Genomic DNA, 13,274 nt, shown 5'->3' with positions numbered 1-13,274 from the left:
TCTGGTTAAAAACACAGTAGTGATTTATTGACTGCTCTCTTAATTTAATGGTAACCATGAACGACTCATATTTACTTGAAAACTTAAATAATAAGCAACGCGAAGCTGTTGCTGCTCCTCGAACGAATATGTTAATACTTGCTGGCGCAGGTAGTGGTAAAACACGGGTACTGGTTCATCGAATTGCCTGGTTACTGACGGTTGATAAGGTTTCGCCTTTCTCGATTATGGCGGTGACATTTACCAATAAAGCAGCGGCTGAAATGCGTCATCGTATTAATGCGTTATTAGGTAGCGATCAAGGCGGTATGTGGGTAGGAACTTTTCATGGCCTGGCGCATCGTCTATTGCGGGCTCACTATTTGGATGCCAATTTACCGCAAGATTTCCAAATCTTAGATAGTGATGATCAATATCGTTTATTGCGTAGAATTATCAAGGCCATCAATCTGGATGAGAGTAAGTGGCCACCACGTCAGGCTATGTGGTACATCAATGCAAAAAAAGATGAAGGCTTGCGGCCACAGCATATTGAAAGTTATGGCAATCCAACAGAGGCGACGTGGCTGCGAGTTTATCAGGCTTATCAGGAAGCGTGTGATCGGGCCGGATTAGTTGATTTTGCTGAACTTTTATTGCGTGCCCATGAAATGTGGCTGAAGAAACCGCATATACTACAACATTATCGTGAACGTTTTACCAATATTCTGGTTGATGAATTTCAAGATACCAACAGTATCCAGTATGCCTGGATACGTATTTTGGCCGGTGATACTGGCAAGGTGATGATTGTTGGTGATGACGATCAGTCAATTTATGGTTGGCGTGGCGCACAGGTAGAAAATATTCAACGTTTCTTGCAAGATTTTCCGGCGGCGGAAACTATTCGGCTAGAACAAAATTATCGTTCGACTAACAATATTTTGAAGTCGGCTAATGCACTGATTGCCAATAATAATAACCGGTTAGGAAAAAATCTCTGGACAGAAGGGGCTGATGGTGAACCTATTTCGCTTTATTGTGGCTTCAACGAGTTAGATGAAGCGCGTTATGTTGTTAGTCGTATTAAACAATGGCATGAGAAAGGTGGCGCTTTAAAGCAGTGCGCAATTCTTTATCGCAGCAATGCACAATCACGAGTGCTTGAAGAAGCATTATTACAGTCTTCAATGCCTTATCGTATTTATGGTGGCCAACGCTTTTTTGAGCGACAGGAAATTAAAGATGCGCTCTCTTATTTACGTTTGGTTGCTAACCGTAATGATGATGCATCATTTGAGCGAGTTGTTAATACACCAACTCGAGGTATCGGCGAACGAACTTTAGACACTGTTCGTCAGGCCGCGCGTGAAAAACAACTCACGCTTTGGGAAAGTTGTGAATATTTATTAGCTGAAAAAGTCCTTGGAGGCCGGGCGGCCGGGGCGATTGAACGGTTCCTTGAGCTAATTGATGCATTAGCTAAAGAAACGACGGATATGCCGTTACATGTTCAAACTGATCGCGTGATCCGCGACTCAGGTCTGCGGTCGATGTACCAGCAAGAAAAAGGCGAAAAAGCGCAAGCGCGGATTGAAAACCTTGAGGAGTTAGTCACAGCTACTCGTCAATTTAGTTATCAAGAAGAAGATCAAGATTTAATGCCACTGCAAGCATTTTTGTCTCATGCTGCGTTGGAATCCGGTGAAGGGCAGGCGGAGTTACATCAAGATGCCGTTCAGTTAATGACGCTACATTCGGCAAAAGGTTTAGAATTTCCATTGGTTTTTATTGTTGGTATGGAAGAAGGTATGTTTCCAAGCCAAAGGAGTGCGGAAGAGAGCGGAGGGCTGGCAGAAGAAAGGCGATTGGCTTATGTTGGATTGACACGAGCGATGGAGAAATTGACGCTGACTTATGCGGAAAGCCGTCGATTATATGGTAAAGAAGTCTACCATCGTCCTTCGCGTTTTATTGCCGAATTACCCACTGAATGTATTGAAGAAGTCCGTTTGCGTGCAACGGTTTCTCGTCCTATTAGTCATCAGCGACTTGGTACCCCAATTAATCGAAATGATAGTGGCTATGCATTAGGCCAACGGGTTCGTCATCCTAAGTTTGGTGAAGGAACTATTATTAATTTGGAAGGGGATGGTGAGCGTTGCCGCTTGCAGATAGCTTTTCAGGGCGAAGGGATCAAATGGTTGGTTGCAGCTTATGCTAAATTAGAGTTGCAATAAAGAATGCTTGAAGTATGGGAATTTTTGTTACTAATTAACTGGCTATTATTTTGCTATTTGGGGTTCTGAAGGAGGCGCCATAATATGCTGCTGGCATTTAAATTAGACAACCACCGTTTGTCTCGCCTTGAGCTTGATGAAGGTGAAAAACTAACCGATGCGGTATGGATTGATTTAATGGAGCCTGATGAAAAAGAACGGCAAACAGTGCAAACTGAATTGAAACAATTATTAGTAACCCCATCTGAATTAACCGATATTGAAGCATCGGCTCGTTTTTTTGAGGATGAGGATGGTTTACATATTCATTCATTTTTTTATTATCAAGATAGTGATGAACATGTTAGTAATTCGACGGTTGCTTTCACTTTTCGTGATGGCCGTTTATATACCTTACGGGAGCGTGATCTGCCGGCTTTTCGTTTGTATCGTATGCGTTCAAGAAGTCAAAAGCTGATCGATGCTAATGCTTATGAATTATTTTTAGATTTATTTGAAACCAAAATTGAGCAACTTGCTGATGTAATAGAAAATATTTATAGCGTATTGGAATCGTTAAGCCGGATTATTTTGGAAGGCAAACAAGGTGATGAACTCGATAGCGCACTTTCTAGTTTAGCGGAACAAGAAGATATTGGCTGGAAAGTGCGGTTGTGTTTGATGGACAGTCAACGAGCATTAAATTTTTTGATCCGCCGAGCAAGATTACCGGCAGGTCAATTAGAGCAAGCGAGAGACATTTTACGTGATATTGAATCACTGCTACCTCATAATGAATCACTATTTCAAAAAGTAAATTTTCTTATGCAAGCGGCAATGGGTTTTATTAATATTGAGCAGAGTCGAATTATTAAAATTTTCTCCGTTGTTTCTGTGGTCTTTTTACCGCCGACGCTGGTGGCGTCCAGTTACGGTATGAATTTTGAATTTATGCCTGAATTAGGCTGGCGTTTTGGCTATCCGGCAGCAATTATATTGATGATTATTGCCGGGCTGGCACCTTATCTTTATTTTAAACGTAAGAATTGGCTTTGAATTTATCAGATAAATAAAGATAACTTGAGTAAAGTAGAAAGGCCAGCTTAATAACATAAGCTTCATATAACGTTTATTTAAAATAGATTTTTATTATGGTCTTAGCTTGGTTATTTATATTTAACCCACGAAACAAGTGGCTATGCCTGTTGCGATATGTTTATTTTCGTTATTATGCAATTCGGCCCGGGCAACAGAAATCTTATTACCAGTGCGAATGATTTTTCCACTTACAATAAATTTTTTACCACGACCCGGACGCAAGTAATTAATATTTAAATCGATGGTCGCAAAGGCTGATAAACGGTCTTTGAGCGCTTCTTTTGACAATGAAGTTATTCGACTTAATGCATTACAAAAGCAAATTACACTGCTAGCAACATCTAACACTGCAGCAATTACACCACCATGTAGGATTTGTTGTTCAAAGTTTCCTATCAATTGTGATTTGTTGTTAAAAATTAACTTGATCTGGGTGTTATCAAAGGATAACAACTCAAGACCTAATAATTGGTTGAATTGCATTTGAAGATATTTTCCAATTATAAATTTCTGTGCATCGTCCAATGTAAGGGCAGGCGTATTCATAAATATTCTCTTAATTATTAGATATTATGTTAATCAACGATTGTTATTATGCAAAGGTTGGCAATTTTTCTATGATTATGCTTTATGAATAGGTAAAAATAAATGGTTATTTGGCATAATAAAGAGAGACTTTTTTTCTTCTAAGCTCTTTATTTTATAGCGGAAATTAATAGGATGCTGTAATTTTTATTAGAGTCAGGTAGCATATATTTCTTTACCGCTTTTTATCAAAATTGATTAGTCACGTTTATTAAGGATACCAGTGTCTACTGCGGAAATTATCAATATTACATCCCCGGCTCGGCAAGTGTTACAGCAGATTTTTGGTTATCAGCAATTTCGGCCAGGCCAAGAACAAATTATTAATACTATACTTACAAATCAAGATTGTTTGGTCGTTATGCCAACCGGCGGAGGAAAATCTCTCTGTTATCAAATACCCGCTTTAATTTTACCTGGCTTAACCATAGTAGTTTCTCCACTGATTTCATTAATGAAAGATCAAGTTGATCAGCTTTCTCAGTATGGTATTGAAGCCAGTTATCTTAATTCAAGCCAAACCGGGCAACAGCAAAAGCAGGTAATTGAGCATTGTCGGCAAGGCAACATAAAATTACTTTATATTGCCCCAGAGCGGTTGGTTATGGATAATTTTCTTGATCAATTGCCGAAATTAAATCTGGTTTTATTGGCTGTCGATGAAGCTCATTGTATTTCACAGTGGGGACATGATTTTCGCCCTGAATATCGAGCATTAGGGCAATTGCGGCGTCGTTTTCCACAGTTACCAGTTATTGCCTTAACGGCTACTGCCGATCAAACAACGCGTAATGATATTATTGATGGGCTTGAACTGTGTGAACCACTTGTCCATATCAGTAGCTTCGATCGACCTAATATTCGTTATACTTTAGTAGAAAAATACAAGCCTCTTGAGCAGCTTTGGTTTTTTATTAAAGGACAAAAGGGTAGCAGCGGTATTGTTTATTGCAATAGCCGTAGTAAAGCTGAAGAGACAGCTGAACGATTGTATAAACGGGGTTTGAGTGCGGCGGCCTATCATGCGGGTCTTGATAATACACAACGCGCAAAAGTACAGGATGCTTTTCAAAAAGATGACTTGCAAGTGGTGGTTGCAACGGTGGCATTTGGTATGGGAATTAATAAATCTAATGTCCGTTTTGTCGTCCATTTTGATATTGCCCGTAATATAGAATCTTATTATCAAGAAACCGGTAGAGCTGGACGCGATGGCTTAGCTGCAGAAGCTATTTTATTTTATGATCCCGCTGATTTATCTTGGTTGCGTCGTTGTTTGGCGGAAAAGCCTGCCGGACAATTACAAGAGATTGAGCGCCATAAACTAAATGCCATGAGTGCTTTTGCCGAGACACAAACCTGTCGCCGTCTAGTATTGTTAAATTATTTTGGTGAAAATCGGCAGCAACCTTGTGGTAACTGCGATATCTGTTTAGATCCACCGAAACGGTATGATGGCCTAATTGATGCTCAGAAAGTACTTTCTTGTATTTATCGGACAGGGCAGCGTTTTGGTATCGGCTATATTGTTGACATTTTGCGCGGCGCAAATCATCAACGTATACGTGAATTTGATCATGATAAGTTGCCAGTTTATGGCTTGGGTAAAGAACAGAGTCATGAGCATTGGGTGAGTGTGTGTCGGCAACTTATTCATATGGGTTTAGTGAACCAAAATATTGCTCATTTTTCAGCATTACAATTGACAGAAGCAGCTAGGCCGATATTGCGCGGCGAGGTACCATTACAATTGGCTGTTGCTAGAGTTTTATCGAAAAAAAACCGTAATCAGCAAAATAAAAACTACCAAGGCCATTATGATAAAAAATTGTTTGCTAAATTACGTCAATTAAGAAAAGTGATTGCTAATGAAGAAAATATTCCACCTTTTGTGGTTTTTAACGATGCCACTTTAATAGAGATGGCGGAGCGATGCCCTGTCGGGCCGAATGAACTACTGTTGATTAATGGTGTAGGTCAAAGAAAATTAGCACGATTTGGTGAGGCATTTATGACATTGATTCGCGATCATCTGGCAGATTTTGAATGAGTTTAGGAGTAATTATGACGCCTGACATGCTAAAAGCGAGTTGGCTGACACGTGAATCTCAGTTTTTAGCGTTTGCTAATGGTCCGCTTTTAGATTTTTGGAAGATGCATGATGAAGCAGAATTTATTGGCGTTGATAATATTCCTATTCGTTATGTAAAAATTTGTTCTGCTCAGCATGATAAAGCGATTGTTATTTTGCCCGGGCGTAGTGAAAGCTATGTAAAATATCCTGAAGTCGGTTATGATCTTTATCATCTTGGTTATGATATTTTTATCATAGATCATCGTGGACAAGGCCTTTCGGGAAGAATGTTGGCCGATCCGCAAAAGGGGCACGTCGAAAAATTTACTGATTATATTGATGATTTTGAATCTTTTATTTCTCTTGAGATCAAGTCACGACACTATTCACGTTGTTATGCACTATCCCATTCAATGGGAGGGGCTATTCTTGCGGGTTATTTGCTGAGAGATAGTCTGACCTTTAATGCTGCGGTTTTATGTGCTCCAATGATAGGCATTAATTTACCGGTTTCACGTTGGTTGGCAAATTTTATCATTCAATGTGCTGAGGCGAGATCCAATACCCGTGATGATTATGCAGTATCAACCGGTAGATGGCAGCCATTACCCTTTATTATTAATGTGTTGACCCATAGTTATGAACGTTATCGGCGTTATTTACGTTATTATGCTGATTATCCTGAATTACGTCTTGGTGGTCCAACTTATCATTGGATTGGGGAGAGTCTGCAGTTTGGTGCTAGCTTAATTGAAAAAGCGGCAGAGATTGCGGTTCCGCTGATGGTATTAGAAGCGAGTGAAGATAAGGTCGTTAGTAATCGGGACATCCAGAGATTTTGTGTCGCTCGGCAAAAAATGCAGATGGGAAGAGAGGAAAAGCTACCTTTAATTATTGAAGGGGCAGACCATGAAATATTATTTGAAAACGATGCATTACGTGCTATGGCACTTAATGCAATTTGTGATTTTTTTGATCAACATTGATTAACCAAGGAAAAACAATGACGTATTCTGTTGTTGCTTCAGATTTAGATGGTACTTTACTGTCTCCTGACCACACTTTACCCCTTTATACAAAAGAAACGTTAAAATTATTAGCAGGAAAAAATATTCATTTCATTTTTGCTACGGGTCGCCACTATATTGATGTTGATCAGATCCGTAATGGGTTAGGGATTAATGCTTATATGATCACATCTAATGGCGCTAGGGTACATAACACCAATGGAGAGCTGATTTTAACGCATAATCTTGATCCTGATATTGTTCATGAGCTCTGTTTAATGGAGTTTGATAATCCAAATATTCTGACCAACTACTATTCTAGCGATAATTGGTTAATTAATCGGGAGAGCCCGGAGCAAAAAGCATATTTTCAAGAGTCTGTTTTTCACTATCAACTTTTTGAGCGTGATAATTTTTCGACGACGGATGTGAGCAAAGTTTATTTTACTTGCGAAGATCATCAGCAGTTACTGCTATTGCAGAAACAAATAAGAAATCGTTGGAGTGATCGTGTCAACGTTAGTTTTTCATTACCATGTTGTCTAGAGGTTATGAATGGTAGTGTTTCTAAAGGAAATGCACTAAAGCAGGTAGCGGATTTATTAGGCTATACTTTGCAGGATTGTATCGCTTTTGGTGACGGAATGAATGATTATGAAATGTTAACCATGGCGGGAAAAGGCTGCATTATGAAAAATTCACATCAATTATTACGAGATAATTTACCTGATATGGAAATTATTGGTTCTAATGAAGAAGAAGCTGTTTCCTATTATTTACGTCGACTTTATAGTGGTATTTAAATATTTGGCGTAGATAAAAACCATGTAAATTGAGGTTACGGAAGTTCACTTTAGAAAATAACAGGATAATTTATTATTAATTTGTTGCAGTGCTTCCGTTTTTAATTATATCAACAGGTTAATTAATAATGAATTTTCAAGATTTATTATGATTTATATTATGGAAAATAAATTGCTTAAATCTATTTTTGAATTGTGATTTGTATAGTGTGAAATAAAGGGATACTAAGATTAGTATCTTAGTATAATTTTTGAAGCGTTAGTTATAAAAAGGAGCTGGCGATATGAGAAAATTAATTCTGGTATTTACGCTAGGAATAATAAGTTATGGTTCTTTAGTATCTGCTAATATAACAACTACAAAATCTAATGGAATAACGCAATTACAGCAATTAGCTGAACAAGGTAATGACAAAGCTCAGTATGAACTAGGGGAAAAATATTTCCGTGGACAAGGAATTTCTCAGGACTTCAAACAGGCTGTCGTTTGGTATTTGAAATCAGCTGAATTAGGTAATGCAGATGCGCAATTTAGACTCGCGACTATGTATGTTAATGGTTTTGGTGTTAGGCGTGATTATGATCGGGCAATAGAATGGTACCAAAGGGCAGCAATCCAGCAGCATGTTCGTGCGCAAAGCAATATGGCTACCATGTATGCTCATGGATTAGGTGTGAAACGAAATTTACCGGAAGCAGCATATTGGTATGAGCAAGCATCAAAAGGGGGTTATGCATTGGCACAGTTTAATTTGGGATTAATGTATAGTATTGGCAACGGTGTGATAAAAGATTATAAAAAAGCCGTCTATTGGTTTAAACACGCTGCAAAACAGGGATATGCTAAAGCTCAGGATCGTTTAGGTGTCATGTATGCGGAGGGACATGGTGTTAATAAAGATAATAAAATGGCCTATGCATGGTTAGCTACCGCAGCTTGTAATGGTAATAAAGAAAGTCAAAAATTTCATGATAGGATCGGTAAATTGTTTTCTGATAAAGAAATGAAGGCAGCGCAGGCGTTAGCTGAACGTTATATTAAAAAATACCCCACCCAAATTGATTAAAAATAAATTAACTGATAACTAGATTAAATCCGTTATATATTAAAATAATATTATATTTATGTTAAAAATAAACATGATATATTTTGTTTGATTTTTATACAATTTTATCTGTTATTTAAACGGCCAAAGTTGATTGTAATTTATAATTCTCCGGCTTTTCTTGCCGGCTTTCGCCCAGATGTATTTTTTGTTGCACTTCGTAATAGATTATTACTGGCAATATCAACTCGGGCTTGAAAGGGCGGAAATGGTAGCGTGATCCCATGTTGTGCAAAACCGATTAATATATTTTGATGAACTTCATGGCGGGCTGGCATTCTGTGCCCCATTTCTGCTGCATAAATACGTAATTCAAAGATTTGAATACCTTGTTGTAAATCAACTAGATATACTTCAGGTGCCGGGTTAGTTAAAATCATCGGCGTTTTCTCGGCGGCATTTAATAATATCTGACTGATCTCGGTACTATCTACATCAGCGGGCGCTGGAATGGTTAAAACAATACGAGTGATAGTATCGGATAACGACCAATTAATAAATTGCTCGGTAATAAAGGCTTTATTAGGAACAATAATTTCTTTACGATCCCAATCTGTTAAGGTTGTTGCTCTAGTATTGATTTTGGTAATACTGCCTGTTAAATCACGAATAGTGACGGTATCGCCTATACGAATTGGTTTCTCAAATAAGATCATTAAACCAGAAATGATATTGGCAAAGATTTCTTGTAGCCCAAAGCCAAGTCCAACACCCATCGCGGCAATTAACCATTGTAGTTTTGACCACTCAATACCAAGCATGGAAAACCCGACTAAGCTACCTATAAGCGCAATAGTATATTTAGTCAAGGTGGTGATTGCATAGCCAGTTCCTGGAGTTAAATCAAGGTGTTGTAACAGGGCGAGTTCCAACAATGCCGGCAAATTTCTAATTAGTTGTGCTGTAATTATAATAATAAGAATAGTAATAAATAGTGAGCTGAGGGTGATCGGTTGAATGGTATCTACACCATTTACCGTAGTAGTGACATTCCAAAGCCGGATATTTTCCAGAAAAGAGAATGCTGAGTGTAGCTCAGACCAAATTAAAATCAGTGAGACTAAAGCTACCATAGTGAGAATAGAGCGCACAAGTCCCAGAGATTGCGCACTGATTGTATCTAAGTCAATCGCACTTTCTTCGATATCGACTAAGCCTTCGCCACTACTATTATTGTCACCTTCATCTTTTGCTCGCTGAGCGAGAATGTCAGCGCGACGCTGTTTTGCTCTTTCAAAAGCAATTTTACGCCGTTGGATAGACATCCAGCGGCGGATAATGTGATAAATGATCAGTAAGAAAAACCAGATTGCAACAGAGGTTTCCAGCCTGGCTAAAAGTTCTTGAGATGTTGAAAGGTAACCCAATAATGCAGCAACCGCAGAAAAAATTGGCGCTATAATCAATAATAACCACAATATATTGCTAATTGCATTCTCACCCGAGCCGTGGCGATCTAGATAAAGTGGTACGCCTACTCGTTTGAGGTTATGGGTAATCAAACTTAGCGCAATACACAGTAATAAGAAGCATAGTCTGCCTAAGCTTGGGGCAAATTCACGGTCGTTATAATATTCAAACGTAATCAAGGCCATCATCAATGGTACTATGACAAAAATTGATAATTGGTAGTAACGCATTGCCCTTTTTATGTTTTCTTCTGACCAGCCAAAATGAGAAATAAACAATCCGTTTGGTAGTGCAAAAGTAGCACTAATCATAAAAACCCATAAAACCGGTGTTGTTGCTCTCACCCCAGAGCCAATAGCAGTGGCCATAGGGAATTGCCAGGCGCTTTGAAGGCCGTAACCAATCGCTGACCATAAAATAGGTAAAGGGAGTGCTATCAGAATAGACCAAAATACGATTCGTAAGGTTAGAGCAAAGCGATCCTGGGTTACTTTACCAATACGGGTACTAGCGCGAAGAAGAAAATTATTATAATGCTGATGGGTACTAATGCTAAAAATGACGATAGCAACAGCAGCGAGCAGGTATAACAAACTATCCTGACTGGCGAAGATAACTCTAATTGCGCCACTGAGTTGAGATAATGTATCTAATGATAGTAAGCGAGTCAGATCTTTTACTATGGTAATTGGATAGTTGAGACTTATAGGATCGGTATCTGCAATCCAGAACATATAGCGATGGGTCGCATCTTTGATATCTGTTAATGCATCGGTTAACTGGGTTGCCGCAACGTAAAGCTTGGTTAATTCCAATATTTCACTATCATAACCAGAAATTATTGAGCTTAATAATTCTTTCCGGGTTTGGATGAGTGAATCATAAATTTGCGTTTGTTCTGGCGTCAAATTTTTTATTTCGGCTTGCTTTTCCTCGTTCTCTTTATTGTTGGAATCGAGATTTTCCAACATATCTTGATACTGAAGGCGATCAACTCGTTTGTTGATGATTTCTCTGTCAATTTGCTGATTTTTGGGAATTTCTGGCAAATGGTATAACTGCGCGCGTAATGCCTCACCTAAAGTAGTTGAACCGCTTAACCATTGGGCCTGTTCACGAATTGTCCCAAGCGCTTGACGAACGGTTAGTATATCACTGGAAGTCTGGCGTTGCCTTTGTTCAATATCATTTATTCTGTATGCTTGTTCATTAAGTCGTTGTGATAATTTACGATTTAGTTGCAATTGGGCTGTTAAAAATTTGGGAAGCTCTCCCCCTTGAGCAGCTAACATTTCAGTGTGTTTAAGTGCCAGTTGTGCTTTTTGTTGGCGCTGAAAGTTTAGATGATTTCGCAGTTGTTGAAGCTCTTGGTCGATTTGTTGATAACGTTTTTTAAAAAGCTCAATGCGTAAACGAGCAATTTCTTGGCGATTATTGGCTGAAAGCTGTGCTATTTCTAGTTCATTGGTTTTTGACTTTCTTGCCGTGACTTCTGTTTGTGCTAAGTTATATTGTGCTTCAGCTAAAGGGGAAACCGGAACATGCAGCGACTGTAGTCTTACGGTAGAGTCAGAAAGCAGCCGGCGAGCTTCTAATAATTGTTGAGGCAATGTTACAAGAGAATCGCTAATTTCACGATTTCTATCTTGTTCTTGCTGAATTTGTCTGCCTTGTTCAAGTAATTGACTACTAGCCTGAACAATACGTTGCTCAAGTTCAAGGATAGTTATATTGGTTGGTATAGTAACTGTTTTATTGCTTTCAATAAGAAATTGTTGCTGTAATTCTTTTATGATTTTGGGGAAATCATCAATTGCCTCTTGATAAGCGCGGGTTTTTTTCTCTGACTCTTGTGCCTCTGATAACCAATTTAGGGCAACTTGTAATGCCTGAATAATCTCTGCATTTTTTGAATTTTTATTTGCTTCAAGTTGCTTAATCTCTTTTTTAATTTGTATTTCATCAAGATTAATTGCTGCAAATGCAGGTATCGTGATGAAAAAGAGACTAAATAGAATGCCGACTATCAGGCGCACAATATGATTTCCTCAGATAAAATTATTCAGATCCATCAATTAAATTTTGTTGATGGGTCTGTTCCTTAGTATTTGGATAAATTGATTCTGCTAATAATTCTCCTACTCGCGTGACGGATCCTTGCTCTAGAGTAGAATTGAGTTTGATATGGTTAGATTCAAACAAATTGATAACAGTTGAACCCAGTTTGAATTTTCCCATTTCTTCACCTTTTTTCAGATAAACTGCACCTGTTTTATCTTTTTCTGGGTAAGTCCAACGTTTGATAATTCCTTCCCGTTGATTATTGACGCAGCCACACCAGCTAGTATCTATGCTGCCAACAATTGTTGCGCCTATTAGAATTTGAGCCATTTTCCCAAATGCTGTTTCAAAAATACAGATGAGCCGTTCATTACGGGCGAAAAGATTAGGGACGTTTGTTGCAGTCAGTTGATTAACAGAAAAGAGATCACCAGGAACATAAATCATTTCAGTTAGCAAGCCATCACAAGGCATATGGACACGATGATAGTCACGTGGAGATAAGTAAGTAGTTACAAACAAACCATTTCGAAACTGCTCGGCCAGTATATAATTACCTGCTAACAATGCCGCTAAACTGTAAGAATGACCTTTAGCTTGTAGGATCTGATCATCTATAATTAATCCTAATTGGCTTATTACACCATCGGCCGGTAGAGCAAGTTGATTACTACCTGCAACAATAGGACGAATATTTTGTTTTAATGGGCGAGTAAAAAATTCATTAAAGGTAGAATAAGCGGAAAACTCACTTTCTTTGGCTTCTGCCATATCAACTTTATAAAACTTGGCAAAAAGCTTGATCATTAATTGGGTAAACCCAGCCGCTTTTTGATCCGCAAGCCAACCTGCTAATTGCGTTAGCCCTTGTTTTGGTAATAGATATTGTAATTTGATCTTTATTTTTTCCAGCACATTAACCTCTAATCTGA

9 protein-coding genes are annotated in these 13,274 nt (G+C 38.5%); 6 read left to right on the top strand and 3 right to left on the bottom strand.

The window, feature by feature from the left end:
• The first annotated feature begins 47 nt into the window (after window positions 1–47).
• Together uvrD and corA are read left to right on the top strand one after the other, a co-directional pair.
• The gene (uvrD, locus tag WH390_RS10850) at window positions 48–2,219 is read left to right on the top strand and encodes a DNA helicase II (RefSeq protein ID WP_032114345.1); all 2,172 of its coding nucleotides are present in this window, start codon (window positions 48–50) and stop codon (window positions 2,217–2,219) included.
• Between the two features lie 84 nt (window positions 2,220–2,303).
• Window positions 2,304–3,254: a magnesium/cobalt transporter CorA gene (corA, locus tag WH390_RS10845; protein ID WP_032114346.1), complete on the top strand. Its 951-nt coding sequence runs from the start codon at window positions 2,304–2,306 to the stop codon at window positions 3,252–3,254.
• Window positions 3,255–3,374: 120 nt separating this feature from the next.
• On the opposite strand, the gene WH390_RS10840 is transcribed toward corA, so the two are convergent.
• Window positions 3,375–3,842: a thioesterase family protein gene (locus WH390_RS10840; protein ID WP_032114347.1), complete on the bottom strand. Its 468-nt coding sequence runs from the start codon at window positions 3,840–3,842 to the stop codon at window positions 3,375–3,377.
• A gap of 262 nt (window positions 3,843–4,104) precedes the next feature.
• Between WH390_RS10840 and recQ the strand changes: the two genes are divergently transcribed.
• The 4 genes from recQ (at window position 4,105) to WH390_RS10820 (ending at window position 8,832) form a co-directional block, all read left to right on the top strand.
• Complete coding sequence (recQ, locus tag WH390_RS10835; protein WP_032114348.1) at window positions 4,105–5,931, top strand: ATP-dependent DNA helicase RecQ; 1,827 nt, start codon at window positions 4,105–4,107, stop codon at window positions 5,929–5,931.
• A 14-nt stretch (window positions 5,932–5,945) separates the two neighbouring features.
• Complete coding sequence (pldB, locus tag WH390_RS10830) at window positions 5,946–6,941, top strand: lysophospholipase L2 (RefSeq protein WP_032114349.1); 996 nt, start codon at window positions 5,946–5,948, stop codon at window positions 6,939–6,941.
• A gap of 17 nt (window positions 6,942–6,958) precedes the next feature.
• A complete protein-coding gene (gene yigL / locus WH390_RS10825; RefSeq protein ID WP_032114350.1) occupies window positions 6,959–7,765 on the top strand; it encodes a sugar/pyridoxal phosphate phosphatase YigL in 807 nt (268 codons plus the stop codon).
• Window positions 7,766–8,049: 284 nt separating this feature from the next.
• Window positions 8,050–8,832 carry a tetratricopeptide repeat protein gene (locus tag WH390_RS10820; RefSeq protein WP_032114351.1) on the top strand — a complete coding sequence of 261 codons (783 nt, stop codon included), beginning with the start codon at window positions 8,050–8,052 and terminating at the stop codon, window positions 8,830–8,832.
• Window positions 8,833–8,972: 140 nt separating this feature from the next.
• Here the strand turns inward: WH390_RS10820 and mscM are convergent, their stop codons facing one another.
• Together mscM and asd are read right to left on the bottom strand one after the other, a co-directional pair.
• Window positions 8,973–12,317 carry a miniconductance mechanosensitive channel MscM gene (gene mscM, locus WH390_RS10815; RefSeq protein ID WP_032114352.1) on the bottom strand — a complete coding sequence of 1,115 codons (3,345 nt, stop codon included), beginning with the start codon at window positions 12,315–12,317 and terminating at the stop codon, window positions 8,973–8,975.
• 22 nt (window positions 12,318–12,339) lie between these two features.
• Window positions 12,340–13,257 carry an archaetidylserine decarboxylase gene (asd, locus tag WH390_RS10810; RefSeq protein WP_052044772.1) on the bottom strand — a complete coding sequence of 306 codons (918 nt, stop codon included), beginning with the start codon at window positions 13,255–13,257 and terminating at the stop codon, window positions 12,340–12,342.
• Window positions 13,258–13,274: the final 17 nt, after the last annotated feature.

This window comes from Candidatus Arsenophonus nilaparvatae, from assembly GCF_045346035.1.
Taxonomy (GTDB): domain Bacteria; phylum Pseudomonadota; class Gammaproteobacteria; order Enterobacterales; family Enterobacteriaceae; genus Arsenophonus; species Arsenophonus nilaparvatae.
The sequence above is the reverse complement of the archived record's forward strand: the minus strand, read 5'-3'. Positions and strand labels throughout refer to the sequence as shown.